The following is a 17,828-nucleotide window of genomic DNA, read 5'->3' on the forward strand; positions in this document are numbered from 1 at the left end:
ACCGACCGGTTAATTGGGAAAGGCAACGACGCAATGCCCATCGCGATCTCCCCTGAGCACAACGACCTGGCCGATTCGGTGCGGTCCCTGGTGGCGCGCGTGGCGCCGTCGGAGGTGCTGCACGAAGCGCTCGAGACGCCCATTCCGAACCCGCCGCCGTATTGGAAGGCCGCCGCGGAGCAGGGTCTGCAAGGCGTGCACCTGTCCGAATCCGTTGGTGGTCAAGGCTTCGGCATTCTCGAACTCGCGATCGTGTTGGCCGAGTTCGGCTACGGCGCGGTGCCCGGTCCGTTCGTCCCTTCGGCGATCGCCAGCGCGCTGATCGCGGCCAACGATCCCGACGCGAAGCTGCTCAACGACCTGGCGTCGGGCGGCTTGATCGCCGCGTACGCGATCGACTCCGGACTGACGGCCACCCGGCACGGCGAAGCTGGATCGGCTGGGCTGGTCATCCGGGGCGAGGTGCGGGCGGTGCCCGCCGCTGCGCAGGCGTCGGTGCTGGTGCTCCCGGTCGCGATCGACAGCGGTGAAGAGTGGGTGGTGCTGGACGCCGACCAACTGGAGATCGAGCCGGTGGCCAGCGTTGATCCGCTGCGCCCGCTGGCTCACGTGCGGGCCAACGCCGTCGAGGTCGCCGATGACCGCGTGCTGAGCAACCTGAGCCGGACCCTGGCGCGGGCGCTGATGTCAACGCTGCTGTCCGCGGAGGCCATCGGCGTCGCACGGTGGGCTACCGACACCGCCTCCGCGTACGCCAAGATTCGCGAGCAGTTCGGCAGGCCCATCGGCCAGTTCCAGGCCATCAAGCACAAGTGCGCCGAGATGATCGCCGATACCGAGCGGGCCACCGCAGCGGTGTGGGACGCCGCTCGCGCCATCGACGAATATCGCGAAACCGGCTCAGAGGAAAGCGGTTTCGAGTTCGCCGCCGCTGTGGCTGCGACCCTCGCCCCCGCTGCGGCGCTGCACTGCACGCAGGATTGCATCCAGGTGCACGGCGGCATCGGTTTCACTTGGGAGCACGACACCAACGTCTACTACCGCCGCGCGATCATGGTCAACGCCTGCTTCGGCCGCGCCGCGGACTACCCGCAGCAAGTGGTCGACGTCGCGACGAGCACCGGACTGCGCAAGATCGACATCGACCTCGATCCGGACACCGAGAAGCTGCGTGACGAGATTCGTGCGGAAGTCGCAGCGCTGAAAGCGATTCCGCGTGAGGAGCGCACGATCGCGATTGCCGAGGGCGGTTGGGTGGTGCCTCACCTGCCCAAGCCATGGGGGCGCGCGGCGAGTCCCGTCGAGCAGATCATCATCGCTCAGGAATTCACCGCAGGGAAGGTGCGCAGGCCCAACATGGGCATTGCGGCCTGGCTGATTCCGTCGGTCGTGGCGTTCGGCACCGAGGAGCAGAAGCAGCGCTTCCTGCCGCCGACCCTGCGCGGCGAAATGATTTGGTGTCAGCTGTTTTCCGAGCCGGGCTCTGGCTCGGACTTGGCCAGCCTCACCACGAAGGCCACCAAGGTCGACGGCGGTTGGCGGATCACCGGCCAGAAGATCTGGACGACCGCTGCCCAGTTGTCCCAGTGGGGCATGCTGTTGGCGAGGACGGACCCCAGCGCTCCGAAACACAGCGGCATCACCTACTTCCTGCTCGACATGTCCAGCGAGGGCGTCGAGGTCAAACCGCTGCGCGAGCTCACCGGGAACGCGATGTTCAACACCGTGTTCATCGATGACGTGTTCGTTCCCGACGACCTGGTGCTCGGCGAGGTGAACCGCGGGTGGGAGGTCAGCCGCACCACGTTGACGGCCGAGCGGGTTTCCATCGGCAGCAGTGAGGCGCCGTTCCTGGCCAACCTCAACGGTTTCGTGGAGTTCATCCGCGACGGCCACTTCGATCAGATCGACCAGAACCACGCCGGCCGGCTGATCGCGGAAGGGCACGCGGCCAAGCTGCTCAACATGCGCTCGACGCTGCTGACGCTGGCAGGCGGTGACCCGATGCCCGCCGCCGCGATCTCCAAGCTGCTTTCGATGCGCACCGGCCAGGGCTACGCAGAATTCGCGGTGGCCTCGTTCGGCACCGACGGCGCGATCGGCGATCCCGACCAGCTTCCCGGTCAATGGGCGCAGATGCTGCTGGCCAGCAGGGCCACCACCATCTACGGCGGTACGTCGGAGGTACAGCTCAACATCATCGCGGAGCGACTGCTTGGACTGCCGCGCGACCCGTAGGACACCCGTTTCGTGCGTGACCTCGGTCCGACGCTGCGCCGATATCATGCACGGAACCGATTGACCGTCGGTTACGTCCTACCGATGTGATAGCTGGACGGGTTGGGCAACGTAACCACGAAGCAAAGGTGCGCTCGTTAGCCACCCATCGCGATGATTCACGCTTCGTCGACATGCAATTCGCTCCCCCAGCTACCTCCCAGAAGCGCTGGGACAGCACGTTACTCTGAGAGTTTGGTGCTTGTTGGTGCCGTTCGGGCTATTAGTGTGCATCATCCCCAATTAGAACATCTATGATTGGGCACTGATCTTTAAAGAAGTTGCTGGCTTGGCCCGCAGCGTGGTGGCGAGGGGTGGCGATGGAGCCTCGGGGAGATCCCTCGGCAGTGACTCGCTCGGCGGTGCCAGCGCGCAGGTTGCGTATTGTCGCCGCCGCCTACTTCGGCGCGCTGATTGTCACCGCACTGTGGCTGTGGCAAAAGTGGGGTGGCGCATTCGCGACCCGAGTGGTCGACGACGTCGGTTCGTTGTTGGGGATTTTGTTCGCAGCCGCCTGCGCGGTCTGGGCTGTGCGCTCGCTGAATGGACGAGCCCGAAACGGCTGGCGGGCAATGGCATTCGGCCTGTTCGCTTGGGCTATCGGCGAATCCATCTGGGGCTACTACGAAGTGGTGCTGCGCTACGAACAATCTCCGTCGCCGTCGTTGGCCGACGTCTTCTATCTGATGTATCCGGTCGGCGCCGGAGTAGCTGTGGTGTTGCTGTCGACCGCAGGCACAAATCGGTGGCGCGTCCGGCTGATCCTGGACGGCGTGATTGTCGCGGCTTCTCTCTTTCTGGTGTCGTGGGTCAGCGTCATTGAAGGCGTGTTCCACGCCGGTGGCGATTCTCATTTGGCACTCGCCGTGTCGTTGGCCTACCCCATCGCCGATGTCGTGGTCATCACGATCGCGTGGTCCAGTGCCGTCGTCGCATACCGGCCCAGCATCGGTCTTCTCCTCGCGGGCCTGATCATCGTCGCTTTGACCGACAGTGTCTTCACCGGACTGACTGCGGTGGACGACTATTACACCGGAAATCTCATTGACCTCGGCTGGATGGCCGGATGCGGTGTGCTGGGTCTGGCCGCGCTGCGCAGCATCGGAGAGTCCCCGCAGGAGCGGACCCGGTCCGTCATCCCACCCCGTGCGCGACTATGGCTGCCGTACTTGCCGCTCGTTCTAGCCGCTGCTGTCGCGATGGCCAAGATTCTGCCCGGACTCAATTCACTTCCGTTCGCCGCCGTTGTGCTGCTCCTCGTCATTGCCGTATTGACGCGCCAATTCGTCGCGCTTGCGGAGAATCAACAATTGCTGTCCGATGTCGGACGATTGGCGTTCGCGGATCAACTGACCGGTCTTGCCAATCGCGCGCTCTTCATCGATCACCTCGAACAGGCGCTGAAGCGTCAACAGCGAGAACCGCTCACCCTCACCGTGTTGTGCCTGGACCTTGACGGCTTCAAGGCCGTCAATGACCAACTCGGTCATCCAGCCGGTGACGAGCTGCTGGTCCGGGTCGCCGACCGCCTGTCGGCGAGCGTGCGCAACACCGACACCGTCGCCCGGCTCGGCGGCGATGAGTTCGCAATACTGATCGAGGGTCCCGTTGAGGACACTGTCGCGGCCGCAGAGCGAATCCTCAACGCGTTCGGCGAACCGATCGTGGTCGACGGCGTCGCATTGCCAGTGCGGCCAAGCATCGGGCTGACGATGGCCACCGCTGACATGCCGAGGACCAGTGTGAGCAGTCTCATCAGGCAGGCCGACCTGGCTATGTATGCGGCCAAGCGCGACGGCGGTGGGTGTCTGCGCAGTTTCGTGCCCGATCTGCCCGACCCGTATGAATTACCCACGCGATCCCCGACTTTCGTCGACCCGCCGGCCACTCCCGACACCGATTCCACGGCGATTGACAGTGCCGAGAAGGTGGCCGAACAGCCTCCGGAGCCAGTCCCGGAGCAGCAGATGTGGCCCCCACCGATGATGCGGCTTGCGCTGGGCGTGGTGCTGGCAGGCGTTGCGATGTTCGCGCTTTCGACAGTGCTGCGCGAGCGACCGGGCCGCATTGTGCTGCTGGATAGTTGGCTGGAATCGGCGCTGCTGCTGTCTGCGGCAGGAATAGTCGCCGCCCGCGCGTGGCGAGTCGCCGGCGAGCGCTTGGCTTGGCTCCTCATCGCCGCGGGCATGTCAGCCACGGGGCTGGCAACCATCGTGTACGCGCTGTGGGTGCCAGAGGGGCAGGTACCGTCCCTGGCCGACCCGCTGTTCTTGGCGTTTTACCCGCTTGTATTCACCGGGTTGTCACTCCTGATACGTCAGCGACTGCGGTACCTGCCACCCGCGATCCGCCTCGACGCGGTAGTGGTCGGCCTCACCGTCGCCGCGGTCGCCGCCGCGTTGGCATTGGGATCTATGCGACCGGCAACCACGGGCTCGCTGGCAACGGTCCTCATCGGGATCGCTTACCCGGCGGGCGGCTTGTTGTTGGCAGCGCTTACAGCCGGGTCGCTTGCCATCTTGGGCTGGCGCACCGAGCGGCGGTGGGCGCTGCTGTTAGCGGGGTTCGTGCTGTGGGTCATCGCGGACACGATCTACCTATTCGAGACAGCGAGGGGTTCGTATTTAGAAGGGACCTGGATCGATGCGTGCTGGCCGAGCGCCTTCCTGCTGATAGCAGCATCGGCGTGGGTGCCGGATACCCAGATAGCCCAGCGACCCGCCGCTGGGCGGGCACCCTTGCTTCTTCCGGTGGTGTGCACAATCGTTGCCCTCGGGGTAACGGTCGTTGCCGACGACGAGCGCCTGCCAGTGGTGCTGGCCGCGTTGAGCCTGACCGCGGTTGCCGCCCGGTTCGCGGTGACGTTCCGCGACGTCAGTGCGCTGGCTGAGAGCCACCACCAAACGATGACCGATCAGCTGACCGGACTGGCCAACCGGCTTGCCGTCGCCACCGCGTTGACTGCCGCAACGTTCGACCAGCCAGACACACCCAGGTGGGATCGTCGCGGCGCAAAGCTCGGGCTTGTGCTGCTGTCCTTGGACCAGTTCCACGAAATCACTTCGTCCCTCGGCCGCTATGTGAGCGACGAACTCTTGTGTCGTATCGCGAACCGCCTGTCGCAGTCGGTACTGCAAGCGGATCTGGTGGCGCGTGTCGGTGACTACGAATTTGCAGTCCTGCTCCACCAGGCTGATTTGACCACCACCCGAGCCCAGGCCGGTGCACTGATGGACGCGCTGCGCGCGCCGTTCGCGCTGGATCACATCACGGTCCAGGTCGACGCGAGCATCGGAGTCTCGTTATGGCCCGACAATTGCGCGCATCCGCAGGAGTTGCTGACATGTGCCGAGATGGCGATGTCTCACGCAAAGACGACGACGAGCCGTATTGCCGTTTACAACGCAGTCGCCCAACTGCACACCAACAGCGACGGCCAGTTCATCGCTGATCTTCGCAGCACCCTCTCCACCGATGCACCAAACGATTCAACGGCCGACTCGCGGCGCGACGGCGGCCGCGATGTGGGCGAGCTGACGTGTTACTACCAGCCCAAGATCAACGCACGCGATGACAGCGTGCACAGTGTCGAGGCACTCGTGCGCTGGCGTCATCCGACCCGGGGATTGCTGCTGCCCGATCAATTCCTACCGGCGGCAGAACATGCCGGGCTGATGCGCCCTGTCGCGGCCCGTGTGCTCGACATGGCGCTGACGCAGATCCGTTCCTGGCGCGACCGAGATATCGCGCTGACGGTCGCCGTGAATCTGTCCACGACGAACCTGCTTGACCTGGGGTTGGTCGACACGATTGCGCAATTGTTGCGTAGCAACGGCTTACCCCCGGAATCGCTGATCCTGGAAATCACCGAAAGCACGCTGACGACCGATTCGCAGCGGGCGCGCAATACGGTGGCGGCCCTGCGGCGCCTGGGCACCCGACTCTCGCTTGACGACTATGGGACCGGGTGGTCGTCATTGGCGCGACTACAGGATCTGTCCGTGGACGAACTCAAACTGGACAGGGTGTTCGTCGCGCGGCTGGCACTCGATCCCAGGTCCATCGCGATCGTGCGTTCGACGGTGGCACTCGCACACAGCCTCGGAGCGGACCTCGTGGCCGAAGGAGTGGAGGACACCGCCACCCTGCGCGCGCTGCGCCAGTACGGCTGCAACATCACCCAGGGCAATGTGCACAGCCCGCCGTTGTCCTCCGACGACTTTCGCCGCTGGCTCATCGCCCATCCCTCGGCGCTGTCGTCGGCGCGAGCGAAGTAACTGAACCATTCGGCCGTCTAGTTAGCCCGATTCGAAGGCGGCGACCCCTGATCGTTTGCTCACGCGCCTTCGTCAAAACTGACAAAACCCCCGCCGTCGGTCATAATTCCAAAATGGACCGGCGAACGCAGCGCCAACTGGTACGTCCGCCCGACGCGACCCTCGACCAGATGCCCGCTCGACTGGTGCTCGAGCGAATTCCAGTGCCATCCCTAGCGATTGCTCGAGACGGCCGGATACTGTTCGCCAACCAGGCATTCGCCGAGATGGTCGGTTACTCCACCGAAACATTGACCTCGATGGACTTTTCTCAACTCTTCTGGCTGTTCCCGACGGATGCGTCGCCTATTTCGGTGGTGCGCAAGTATGCAAACCAACTTGTTGAGTTGATGCACGCGGATGGTTCGCTGGTGCGAGCGCGGATGAGCAAGTCGGCGCTGATGCGTGATGACGACCCGCTGGCATTGGCGACGTTTCACGATTTGACCGAACAACTATGGAACCAGGGGCGCTGACCGCGAGGGGGTTGCCCTAAGTCGACGCCGACCGGCTATGACGGCGCGTCGATTCTCGGCCAAGGTATTCGCGTAGGTACGGCAGTGACTGTTCCGAGGCCACCGCTGGGAGCAGAAGCTCCCACGTTTCCGTGACGCGCTCCAGCGCGTCCGCACCACCCGACAAGGCGTTCGAAACGAGCTCGGCGCCGAGCAGCGCGCTCATGATGAATTCGGCTGCCTTTTGTGCGTCGATGTCAGCGCGCAGGTCGCCCTCGCTTTGCGCTCGCCGAGTCTGTGTCGCCATCTCTGCGAGCCAAGCACCATAGTTGGTCGTGCTCACATCGCTGAACTTCGCGAAGATTCGCAGCAGCACCGCACCCATGCGCACCAATTTGTCGGCGTTGGCCATTTCCACAACCACGAGGACGCCGTGAATGATGCTTTCCAGCGCGGGCGCGGGCGATCGACTGATGCTTTGAAATGTCTTCAGCAGGATGTCGGATCCCTCGTCGATGATCGCTGCCGCCAGCGCTTCCTTCGAACTGAAGTGGTGGTAAAGAGCACCTTTGGTCAGTCCGGCGTGTTCGACGATGTCGCCGAGTCCGGCGTTGCTGTAGCCGATGTCGTTGAACAAACTTGCTGCGGCGTCGATGATCTTGCGGCGGGTCACCTCGGACCGAGCTTGACGCATAGTCATAGGCGTCCCTCCCCGGTGCGACGAATACGCATGCGACCCGCCAGAAGCATGGCTAGCAATTCGGCGGTGTCATCTTTCCCAGCGCCACAGCGGTCCGGCGATGGACGAATTGTTGGAAGTAACCCATCCGCTCGGGATTGGCGAATCCTGGCAACAGCAAGTTCCATGCCTTCTCGATGTCGAGTAGGAACTGCCGTGGGGCGTCGAGATCGCTGGTGTGGCGAACACCTATATACATCGACACCAGCAACCGTGCGACGTCGTCTGGATCGCGTCCTGCGGCGATGTCACCCTCGTCGACTGCGCGCCGTGCGATTTGACTGAGTGCGTTGACGAGTTCGCGCAGGCTTCTTTCCTCGATTCCGTCGGCCCGACCGATGGACTCGAGCAGGTACAGGCCGGCGCGGGCCATCTCGTCGCTCAGGTCCAGCACCGCGACCAGGTAGGAAAGATCGATCAACGTCTCCAGCCCGGAAAGCTTGCTGGCGAGCACACCGGCCGCAGCTTCGCGGCCCAGCTTGTCGGCCTCATCGATGACGGCGATCGCCAGCGCCTGCTTTGAGGGAAAGTGGAAGTACATACCGCCGCGAGTGACGTCCACGGCGGCAACAACATCATCCAGGTTGACCAGGCTGTAAGGCTTGTGAGCGAACTGTTGCGCCGCGGCGCGCACCAGTGGAGCGCGAGCCGAATCCGCGCGCCGGTCGGTCTGGTCAGTCACTACGGCCTCGATCCAGCAATCCGGAAAGCTATGCCGGCAAGCCTCGGGGCCGCAGCACACAGGTGTGAGCAGGATTCTGCCATTGCTGAATGGCACCACCCACTCGGCGAGACATTTCGCTACCGATTGTTGCAGGCCGGGCATCCGCTTCACGGTGGAATGAACGACTCAAGTCGACGTCAGCGCGCTGAACTCCAAATGAACTAACGGCAAATTTGACGTACTTGTTATGCGGTAAGGCTTCCCAAACCATAACAAAGGTATGTAGCATCGCGTACTACTGAACTTGGAGTCGGTTCAGAAGGTGACAAAGAGGCGCGGAACATGATCCGCGAATCATAATTTGCACGAGTGAAAAATATCAGTAGGTGCCCTTGGAGGGGGACAGCGGACCATCGGCGTGCCTGCTCGAGACCGGATAGACCGTAAGTCATCCGTGCTGGAGGCCACGTTGAAGTACACCGATACCGACATCGACGGAGTCACTGTCGTCGACATTGAGCCTCACAATGACGAGCGCGGGTTTTTCGCGCGGTCGTTCTGCGCCGACGAATTTGCCAAACACGGTCTGGATTCGACTGTCGCTCAAGTCAATTACGCCTACAACCATGCCCGCGGCACGCTTCGCGGCCTACACCGGCAGGTGCCACCATATGCGGAAGCAAAGCTCGTGCGCTGTACGCGCGGGGCAATCTTCGCCGTCGCCGTGGATGTTCGGGCAGACTCCGAGAACTTCGCAGAGCGGGTCACAGTAGAACTGACCGCCGAGAACCGGCGCGCTCTGTTTCTGCCACCCTACGTCGCGCACGGTTTTCAGACCCTCGCCGATGACACTGAGGTCATCTACCAGGTCAGCGGCCCCTATGACGCTGCCAGTGAAGAGGGATTCCGTTGGGATGAACCGGTTTTCGGCATTCCGTGGCCTCTCCCGATAACCGTCATCTCCGAAAAGGACATGAACTGGCCATTGCTCGCCGAAGTCGGCTGCCTGTCACGATGAGCCCGCCGCCGGTACGACGCAGCGTCCTACGTCGGGTTCGGTGATTCCAACCTTTGCTCCGGAAAACCTCCGCCAGCGGTTGCATGCCCGTTAGCAAAGCTTGTGCAATCCACGTCAATTGGTAGTGTCGCGTTCTAATCGGCCACAACAGCGATCTGAGATCGCGATCGCCGTGGCTGGTTCAGTCGCCAGGGGGTGGCGTCGACGACGCGAATTGCGTTGACACTGGGAGGAAATGCGCAACAATGACTGCCCTCGGACGCCCTGCCGGAGACGACGGAAATTCTCCAGACGGTGCTGACTTCAGGAAATCAACGCGCCCCCTTGAGAGTCCGGAGCTATGTAGTGGACGACGGGCCCAAAGGCGGTCTGCAAATCTTCTCGGTTCGCTGCGTCGATAGGCTTGCGCCTCCCGCCGCGGTGCCGACAGATACATGAGCGCGATTGTGAAAGGACGGGAAGATGGCCACACTTCCTGCGTTACGTCCAATGGGACGCGCCCAGAAGGCATCTGGGCCGGAGCCGGCTTTCGCGGCGCAGCATGGGTCGCGACCGCCATGGCAGACGTGGTACCGCAGGGTGCTAGTCGTATCGGATACGGCCGTGATCGTCAGTTGCGTCCTAGCCGCCCAATGGGTGCGCCTCGCCCTGCTGCCCGGCGCGGTGCCCGCCGTGGTCTGGCTCTACTACACGACAATCTCTTTGGTCATTGCGATGACATGGCTGGGCTTCTTGTCTGTGTACCGCACCCGGTCGCTGAGAATCGTTGGCGCGGGAGCCGAAGAGTATCGCCGTGTGCTATCTGCAACGCTTACCTTTGTCGGAATCACCGCGACCGCCCTTGTCTTCGTCCGTCCGGAGGTGGCGCGAGGTTATCTGGGCCTGGCACTGCCGCTCGGCGTCTGCGCGCTGCTACTGAGCCGAAATCTCTGGCGTCGCTGGATCGCAGCGCAACGCCGCAACGGTAGATGCATGTCGGCGATCGTGGTCGTCGGCGACCCGCGTGCCGTGCGTGCGTTGGCCATATCTCTGGCGCGCCAGCCCAGCCACGGCTGCCGAATCGTGGGCGTCTGCGTGCCGGGAGGCAGTGCCCTCGAAGCCATCGACGTACCCGGCCGTTCGTCGTTGCCGATCTGCGGCGATGAATACTGCATCGAGTCCGTAGTCGCACAGACTCGTGCCGACACTGTGGCCCTGACAGCGACGGAGCACCTTGGGCCAGAGGGAATTCGCGATCTGTCCTGGCGCCTTGATGCCCTCGGTCTTGATCTGTTGGTTTCGCCCGGCGTGGACGACGTCGCGGCACCGAGGCTCACGATGTGGCCGGTAGCGGGGCTCCCACTGATCCGCGTTCACCGGCCAAGTTACAACGGCGCCAAACGCTTTCAGAAGCGCGCATTCGACGTATGCTTCGCAACCATCGTTCTCATCGCATCCCTGCCTGTGTTGCTCGTTGTTGCCATTGCTATCAAGCTCACGAGCAGAGGTCCGGTGTTCTACCGGTCAGAACGTATCGGGTTGGACGGCAAGCCCTTCAGCATCATCAAATTCCGAAGCATGGTAATCGACGCCGAGGCCCAGCTCGAAAGCCTCGCGGAGCTCAACGAGTGCGGCGGGGGCGTGCTGTTCAAGATCCGGCAGGATCCGCGCGTCACGAATGTCGGCCGCATCATCCGCCGTTTCAGCATCGACGAGCTACCTCAGTTCATGAACGTGCTGATGCGACACATGAGCGTGGTCGGTCCTCGTCCGCCGCTGCGCCGCGAGGTCGACACTTACGACGACCTCGTCAGACGCAGATTGCTTGTCCGGCCGGGCATTACAGGGCTTTGGCAGGTCAGCGGCCGGTCCGACTTGTCGTGGGAAGACTCGGTGCGCCTCGACCTGTCGTATGTCGAGAATTGGTCAATGCTCAGCGATCTGGTGATCGTGGCCAAGACATTGCGGGTAGTCGTCAACGGCGCCGGCGCCTACTGACAGGCTGCCATGCGCGTCATGTCCGCAGTCGACAATCCTCCGAATGCGTACAGCCACCGGAATCAGGCATGTCGGATTCGCGTTCGGCATCGGGATCCAGCGTTGCGGCCAGCGCATTGAGCGCCCTTGGATGCGGTCGGTGGTAAACATGCATTCCTCGGCGCCGAGAGTCGATGAAGCCGGCGTGGCGCAACTGTCGCAGGTGGTGGCTGATAGTCGTCTCGGGCAGACCGGTCGCGGTCGCTAGCACGCGGCCGCACTCCTCACCGCGCGCGGCGGCGAACAACATCGAGAGCAGCTTGATCCTCACCGGATGGCTCAGCACCCTGAGCCGAAACGCCATTTCCGTTGCGGCGAGATCGCTGACCGGACCTGCGGCGACTGGAGTGCAATGCAGGGGTCCTGCAGTATCGGCGACTGGCACTGGGTGTTCCTCCGTTCTCGTCACCGCGCCCCCAGGATTCCCGGGGAGCCGGAGTGATTACGCCCGGCCTAACATGCATAGCGTCGGTTACTAACGCACTTTAGATACCTTTTGACTTTTTTAAAAGCCCTTTGCTGCACATATATATTGACGTGACCGTAGTTACGCTTCCGTTGATTTTGAACGGCGTTGCTGACGAGTGCCCATTTACGGGAACAGGTTGTGTTCGCGTTCGGGGCCGGCTACCAGTCAGGCGGGCACAGGCCGGGAAACCACGCCGTCGAGGAGGTCGAGCAGGTAACGACCGTATCCGGACTTGTACTGGAGCTCGGCACGCTCCCGGAGTTCGTCGTCGCTGATGAAACCCCGCCGCCAGGCAGCCTCCTCAGGCACCCCGATCTTCAGGCCCTGTCGCTCCTCGATCGTGTGAACGTAGTTCGCGGCTTGAAGCAATGAATCGAAGGTGCCGGTGTCAAGCCAGGCGGTGCCGCGGGGAAGCACCTCAACGGAGAGCTTTTCCATCTCGAGGTAGGCGCGGTTGACGTCAGTGATCTCGTACTCCCCGCGATCGGAGGGCAAAAGGCCGGCAGCGATGTCGACGACGTTGTTGTCATAGAAGTACAGCCCCGGCACCGCATACTCCGACCGGGGCACCTTCGGCTTCTCTTCCAAAGACACCGCCCGGCTCCGATCGTCGAACTCGACCACGCCGTACCGCCCCGGATCTGACACGCGGTAGGCGAAGATGACCCCGCCGTCGACTTCGCTGAACCGACTCAGCCGTGATCCGAGTCCGGGACCGTTGAAAATGTTGTCGCCGAGCATTAGTGCGACTGATTGGGTCCCGATGTGATCCCTACCGAGTACGAACGCGCGCGCCAGCCCGTCAGGGACGGACTGAATCGCATAAGTGATCGAGATCCCGAACTGGGCGCCATCCCCTAACAGCCGGTGGTATGCCGCGGCGTCCGTCGGCGTGGTGATGATCAACACGTCGCGAATGCCGGCAAGGATCAACGTCGACAGCGGGTAGTAGATCATCGGCTTGTCGTATACGGGCAACAGCTGCTTGCTTGTGCCGACGGTGATGGGGTGCAGTCGTGAGCCGGTTCCACCGGCGAGGATGATCCCGCGCATATCCAGCAGTGTGACGACTCTTCCGAGTTTCCGCCAGCCGAATTCCAATTTGCCGCAGAATCAGATGGTTAACTCTTGGTAACGATGAGACGGGACCTTTGCCAATTTTCTGGCAAACGCTATAACGGTTGTGAATGCCTGGTGTTGATGTGGCCAGAGTGGTAGTGCGTATTGACGCTCACGGCGACGGGATCTGCCAGCGCAATACACTACGTAGCCGATCTTCAATTTTCGCAACCACGTACACCTGCCGCTACTAACTGGTCTTTTCCGTGCCCTTCCGGCCGTTAGACGCGACCAACGGCCTGCGCAGCTTTACCAGATTCATGGCATAGGTGCGTCCAACTCGTACAGGGATTGCAAAGGGATTCGCAAAGCTTGTTTCTCAACGTCAGCAAAGTAATCTGTGCACCTAAATGTCGGCAGATGAACGAGGTTGGACAATCAAGAATGAATAGCTGTCTGCTACTCAGGCCCCCCGCGGGAAGAGCGGGAGGTGGTCGGCTCCGCCCCAGTGCCGGCCACCTCCCGGCCCCCCGCCACATCCCGATGCGTGACGCCGCATGCGGATCCTGATCACCGGGCACCTCGGCTATATCGGCGTGGAGATGACGTCCTACCTGGCCGATCTTGGCCACGAGATCATCGGTCTCGACACGGATCTCTACGGCGAATGCAACTTCCTCGCCGCGCCTGACCCGGTGCCGACACTCGATGTCGATGTGCGCGACGTGACCGTCGCCGACTTGATTGGTTTCGACGCGGTCATCCACCTTGCCGCGTTGTCCAACGATCCTCTTGCAGATCTCAATCCGTTGCTGACTTACGCCATTAACCGGGACGCCTCAATAAACCTCGCTCGAGCGGCGAAAAACGCTGGGGTAAAGCGATTCCTCTTCGCATCGTCATGCAGCTTGTACGGCCGGGGCGGCGACATGGAACTCCACGAGGGGGTTTCGTTCGACCCCGTCACTCCTTACGGCGAATCCAAAGTCGACGTCGAGCGCGCGTTGTCAGCGATGGCTGACGAGAAATTCTCCCCCGTGTACTTACGCAACGCGACGGCATACGGCGTTTCGCGTCGTCTTCGGGCGGATGTATTGGTCAACAATCTCGTCGGCCACGCGGTGACCAGCGGCGAGGTGATCATGCAGAGCGACGGCTCACCCTGGCGGCCTTTGGTCCACATTCTGGACATCGCGCAGGCCTTCGGCCAAGTACTGGTCGCTCCCCGCGACGTGATCCACAACCAGGCATTCAACGTCGGCCGGGTCGGCGAGAACTACCGAGTGCGCGATGTGGCCAGCCTCGTCGCGGCGGTCATGCCCGGCGTCAGCGTCAGCTGTGCAGCGGGAGCCACTTCCGATATTCGGGACTACCGCGTCGATTTCGGCAAGATACAGCGCGCGATACCCGGCTACCGGCCCCGGTGGACTGTGCGGCAAGGCATCGAACAACTATTGGCCGCATACGTACGGGCCGGAATGACGGCCGATGACTTCGCGGGCCCAACGTACTTTCGTCTGCGCACCATCAGAGCGCTCATCGACCGCGGCGACCTCGATCTCGAATTGCGACAGGTCGCCCGGCGATGAGCATCGATGCGACGGTAGCGGTCAACGGCAATCCGACGGCTGCGGAGCGCATTCCGGTTGCCGGCCCCTGGGTCACCGATCTCGAGGTGCGCTACGTCGCAGAAGCGGCTGCCAACGACTGGTACGGCACCGCGGGACAGTCGGTCGACCTGTTCGAGTCGGAGTTCGCGCAATACCTCGAAGTCAAACATGCAGCGGCGGTGCCACACGGAACCTCGGCATTGCATTTGGCAATGCTCGCACTGGATATCGGCCCGGGCGACGAGGTGATCGTGCCCGAAACCACATGGGTGGCGAGCGCCGCCCCGATTGTGTACCTCGGCGCCACCCCCGTCTTCGCCGATGTCGACCGTACGACATGGTGCTTGGACCCCCTGTCGCTCGCACAGTGCATCACCGCGCGGACAAAAGCGATCGTGACCGTCGATTTGTACGGGGCCATTCCCGACATGAGCGCGATCGGTGCACTCGCCCAAGGCATTCCGATCATCGAGGACGCCGCCCAGGCAATCGGTGCCACATGGCACACGGCTCCCGCAGGCACCCTTGGCGATATCGCCATATTCAGCTTCCACGGCACCAAGACGATGACCACCGGCGAAGGAGGAATGGTCGTCACGAATAGAAGTGACCTGTTCTCGCGAGTGGCGACCATGCGTGATCACGGCCGGAGCACGGCGAATCATCGGTTGTTCACGACTGACGAGATCGGCTTCAAATACCGAATGAGCAGTCTGCAGGCGGCATTCGGAAGGGCCCAGCTCTCCCGTATCGATGAACTACTGGAGAAGAAGCAGCAGATCTTCTGCTGGTACTCAGAGCGGTTGGCCGACATACCCGACATCAACCTCAATCACCACACCCCGGACGTCATGAACACGTACTGGATGGTCAACCTCGTCGTCGACCGCTCATATCAACTCTCGACCAAGGAGATGATGCGGTACTTCGACCTGCATGGCGTAGATACCCGCCCGTTCCTTCCGCCGCTGAGTTCGTTGAGCGCATTCGCCGGATACGACACAGTGTTCGGCGCACCCGACCGCAATCCTGTCGCCTACGACATCGCCGCTCGATCGATCAATCTCCCCTCGGCCCTGATGTTGAACGAGTCCCAGGTCGATCGTGTGTGCACCTGTTTACGCGAGTTACTCACCTCAGCAAGGAGCGATAGATGAAGGCTGTAATTCTTGCCGGCGGACGCGGTACCCGGATCAGCGAAGAGTCCCAGAGCCGACCCAAGCCCATGGTCGAGATCGGGGGGCGCCCGATCCTGTGGCACATCATGAAAATCTATGGCACCGCGGGGATCACCGAGTTCATCGTCCTGCTGGGCTACAAGGGCTACATGATCAAGGAGTTCTTTGCGAACTACTTCCTTCATTCCTCCGATGTGACGATCGACCTCGCCGCTGACACTGTCACGACACTGCAGTCCAATACCGAGCCATGGAAAGTCACGCTGCTCGACACCGGTGCGAACACCATGACCGGCGGACGACTGCTACGAGCCAGAGATCACATCGGAAGCGAAACATTTACGTTCACTTACGGCGACGGCGTCACCGACCTCGATGTCCGCAAAGTCGTTGACTTCCATCGCAGTACGGGAACGATTGCGACAGTCACCGCCGTTCAACCACCGGGTCGCTACGGAACCCTGGATCTCGAGGACGGTTGCCGGGCCCGATTCGCAGAGAAGCCGCAGGGCAGCAGCGGCTGGGTCAATGGCGGATTCTTCGTTGCCTCTCCTTCGATCCTCGACTACATCGACGGCGACGAAACAGTTTTCGAACAGGCGCCGATGAACCGACTGTCCGCTGACAGCGAGCTGTCCGCATATCGCCACGACGGTTTCTGGATGGGCATGGACACCCTGTGGGACAAGATCAATCTCGACAACTTGTGGAACGACGGCAAGGCGCCGTGGAAGATCTGGTCCGACGCCCCGATCGGATCACTCCGGTGACGGGGAGGTGCAGGCACTGCGGGTTGCCGCTCAAACACTCGTTCTGCGATCTGGGTATGTCACCGCTGGCGAACTCGTACCTGACCGAAGCACAGCTGGATCAGCCTGAGATCTTCTTTCCGCTGCACGCGCATGTGTGCTCGGAGTGCCTGCTGGTGCAGGTAGGCGAATTCGAGGCGCCCGACACGATTTTCAATGACTACGCATACTTCTCGTCCTACTCGCAGAGCTGGCTGGAACATGCTCGAGCCTACGCGAAGGACGTGATCGCTCGCTTCTCGCTGAATCAATCGACACAGGTCATCGAGATCGCGAGTAATGACGGTTACCTGCTGAGGAATTTTGTCGCCGAGGGAATTCCGTCACTGGGCATCGAGCCGGCAGAGAATGTTGCGCAGGAGGCGCGCCGGCTCGGGATACCGACAGAGACAATGTTCTTCGGTTCCGATCTCGCGAGCGAACTCGCGGCTCGTGGTACCAGAGCAAAGCTGCTGATCGGTAACAACGTGCTCGCGCATGTGCCCGACTTGAACGATTTCGTCGCGGGCATGTCCATCGTGCTGTCCGAGGACGGCGTGATCACCATGGAGTTTCCGCACGTCCTGCAATTGATCACGCAGAACCAGTTCGACACCATCTACCACGAACACTTCTCATACTTTTCGCTATTGACCGTGACCCGCGTCTTCGATTCAAACAACCTGCGCATCTTCGACGTCGACCAGATCGATACCCATGGCGGATCGTTGCGAATCTACGCCTGCCACAGAGACTTCGACGGACATCAGACGACCGGTCGAGTCCGCGACGTAGAAGAAGCCGAGCGCGCAGCACGCCTCGACACCCTCGACGGGTACCTCGGCTATCCCGAAAGTGTGCAGGGCGTGAAACGCAGCCTGCTGAGAATTTTGATCGAAGCTCGCGACCTCGGTTATTCCACAGTGGCATACGGTGCACCGGCCAAGGGCAACACTTTGCTCAACTACTGCGGTATTCGGGATGACCTCATCGAATACACCGTTGACCGCAGCCCGCACAAGCAAGGTCGCTACCTGCCGGGTACACACCTCCCGATCTACCCGCCCTCTCACATCCGCGAGACCCGTCCGGACTACGTACTGATCCTGCCGTGGAATCTGAAGGACGAAATCATGCGCGAGATGGCCTATGTCCGCGAATGGGGCGCCCAATTCATAGTTCCCATCCCCGAATTGGCGATTCTCGGGTGATCACCACGATTACGACCTTCGCATGAAA

Annotated in this window: 12 protein-coding genes and 1 pseudogene; 9 read left to right on the top strand and 4 right to left on the bottom strand. The window is 61.9% G+C overall.

All coding sequences use genetic code 11. The features are described 5' to 3' along the window. The first annotated feature begins 33 nt into the window (after positions 1–33). The 3 genes from GGC64_RS27815 to GGC64_RS27825 all read left to right on the top strand — a co-directional run bounded on the left by GGC64_RS27815 (position 34) and on the right by GGC64_RS27825 (position 7,069). Positions 34–2,238, top strand: coding sequence for an acyl-CoA dehydrogenase (locus tag GGC64_RS27815; protein ID WP_192725794.1), 2,205 nt, complete (start codon positions 34–36; stop codon positions 2,236–2,238). Positions 2,239–2,597: 359 nt separating this feature from the next. Next, the gene (locus GGC64_RS27820) at positions 2,598–6,554 is read left to right on the top strand and encodes a diguanylate cyclase domain-containing protein (RefSeq protein ID WP_192725795.1); all 3,957 of its coding nucleotides are present in this window, start codon (positions 2,598–2,600) and stop codon (positions 6,552–6,554) included. A 113-nt stretch (positions 6,555–6,667) separates the two neighbouring features. Next, entirely contained in the window at positions 6,668–7,069 is a 402-nt protein-coding gene (locus GGC64_RS27825) for a PAS domain S-box protein (RefSeq protein WP_192725796.1), read from the top strand. Positions 7,070–7,085: 16 nt separating this feature from the next. Here the strand turns inward: GGC64_RS27825 and GGC64_RS27830 are convergent, their stop codons facing one another. Both GGC64_RS27830 and GGC64_RS27835 read right to left on the bottom strand, forming a co-directional pair. Next, a complete protein-coding gene (locus GGC64_RS27830) occupies positions 7,086–7,742 on the bottom strand; it encodes a ScbR family autoregulator-binding transcription factor (RefSeq protein ID WP_192725797.1) in 657 nt (218 codons plus the stop codon). 58 nt (positions 7,743–7,800) lie between these two features. After that, positions 7,801–8,469, bottom strand: coding sequence for a TetR/AcrR family transcriptional regulator (locus tag GGC64_RS27835; protein ID WP_192725798.1), 669 nt, complete (start codon positions 8,467–8,469; stop codon positions 7,801–7,803). Between the two features lie 451 nt (positions 8,470–8,920). Here GGC64_RS27835 and rfbC point away from each other — a divergent pair, with 451 nt between their 5' ends. Beyond that, a complete protein-coding gene (rfbC, locus tag GGC64_RS27840; protein ID WP_192725966.1) occupies positions 8,921–9,469 on the top strand; it encodes a dTDP-4-dehydrorhamnose 3,5-epimerase in 549 nt (182 codons plus the stop codon). Positions 9,470–9,931: 462 nt separating this feature from the next. Continuing rightward, positions 9,932–11,446, top strand: coding sequence for a sugar transferase (locus GGC64_RS27845; protein ID WP_225952485.1), 1,515 nt, complete (start codon positions 9,932–9,934; stop codon positions 11,444–11,446). Positions 11,447–11,525: 79 nt separating this feature from the next. Here the strand turns inward: GGC64_RS27845 and GGC64_RS27850 are convergent. Next, positions 11,526–11,870: pseudogene (locus GGC64_RS27850) on the bottom strand (metalloregulator ArsR/SmtB family transcription factor); the annotation flags it as partial. Between the two features lie 249 nt (positions 11,871–12,119). Further along, positions 12,120–13,007, bottom strand: a complete 888-nt coding sequence (gene rfbA / locus GGC64_RS27855; RefSeq protein WP_192725799.1) for a glucose-1-phosphate thymidylyltransferase RfbA — start codon at positions 13,005–13,007, stop codon at positions 12,120–12,122. Positions 13,008–13,570: 563 nt separating this feature from the next. Between rfbA and GGC64_RS27860 the strand changes: the two genes are divergently transcribed. The 4 genes from GGC64_RS27860 to GGC64_RS27875 are packed head-to-tail and all read left to right on the top strand — an operon-like array spanning position 13,571 to position 17,800. Beyond that, positions 13,571–14,602 (top strand): NAD(P)-dependent oxidoreductase, encoded by a 1,032-nt coding sequence (locus GGC64_RS27860; RefSeq protein WP_192725800.1) that lies wholly within the window; start codon positions 13,571–13,573, stop codon positions 14,600–14,602. Then, complete coding sequence (locus GGC64_RS27865; protein WP_192725801.1) at positions 14,599–15,780, top strand: DegT/DnrJ/EryC1/StrS aminotransferase family protein; 1,182 nt, start codon at positions 14,599–14,601, stop codon at positions 15,778–15,780. The genes GGC64_RS27860 and GGC64_RS27865 overlap by 4 nt, the downstream gene beginning before the upstream one ends. Continuing rightward, complete coding sequence (gene rfbF / locus GGC64_RS27870; protein ID WP_192725802.1) at positions 15,777–16,571, top strand: glucose-1-phosphate cytidylyltransferase; 795 nt, start codon at positions 15,777–15,779, stop codon at positions 16,569–16,571. Before GGC64_RS27865 ends, rfbF begins: the two co-directional genes overlap by 4 nt. Further along, complete coding sequence (locus tag GGC64_RS27875) at positions 16,568–17,800, top strand: class I SAM-dependent methyltransferase (RefSeq protein ID WP_192725969.1); 1,233 nt, start codon at positions 16,568–16,570, stop codon at positions 17,798–17,800. Before rfbF ends, GGC64_RS27875 begins: the two co-directional genes overlap by 4 nt. The last annotated feature ends 28 nt before the right edge of the window (positions 17,801–17,828 follow it).

The sequence above is a fragment of the Mycobacterium sp. OAS707 genome (assembly GCF_014873705.1).
Taxonomy (GTDB): Bacteria; Actinomycetota; Actinomycetes; order Mycobacteriales; family Mycobacteriaceae; genus Mycobacterium.

Coding starts and splice junctions, on each gene's coding strand:
- GGC64_RS27815 (WP_192725794.1), top strand. CDS start 34: ATGCCCATCGCGATCTCCCCTGAGCACAACGACCTGGCCGATTCGGTG.
- GGC64_RS27820 (WP_192725795.1), top strand. CDS start 2,598: ATGGAGCCTCGGGGAGATCCCTCGGCAGTGACTCGCTCGGCGGTGCCA.
- GGC64_RS27825 (WP_192725796.1), top strand. CDS start 6,668: ATGGACCGGCGAACGCAGCGCCAACTGGTACGTCCGCCCGACGCGACC.
- GGC64_RS27830 (WP_192725797.1), bottom strand. CDS start 7,742: ATGCGTCAAGCTCGGTCCGAGGTGACCCGCCGCAAGATCATCGACGCC.
- GGC64_RS27845 (WP_225952485.1), top strand. CDS start 9,932: ATGGCCACACTTCCTGCGTTACGTCCAATGGGACGCGCCCAGAAGGCA.
- rfbA (WP_192725799.1), bottom strand. CDS start 13,007: ATGCGCGGGATCATCCTCGCCGGTGGAACCGGCTCACGACTGCACCCC.
- GGC64_RS27860 (WP_192725800.1), top strand. CDS start 13,571: ATGCGGATCCTGATCACCGGGCACCTCGGCTATATCGGCGTGGAGATG.
- GGC64_RS27865 (WP_192725801.1), top strand. CDS start 14,599: ATGAGCATCGATGCGACGGTAGCGGTCAACGGCAATCCGACGGCTGCG.
- rfbF (WP_192725802.1), top strand. CDS start 15,777: ATGAAGGCTGTAATTCTTGCCGGCGGACGCGGTACCCGGATCAGCGAA.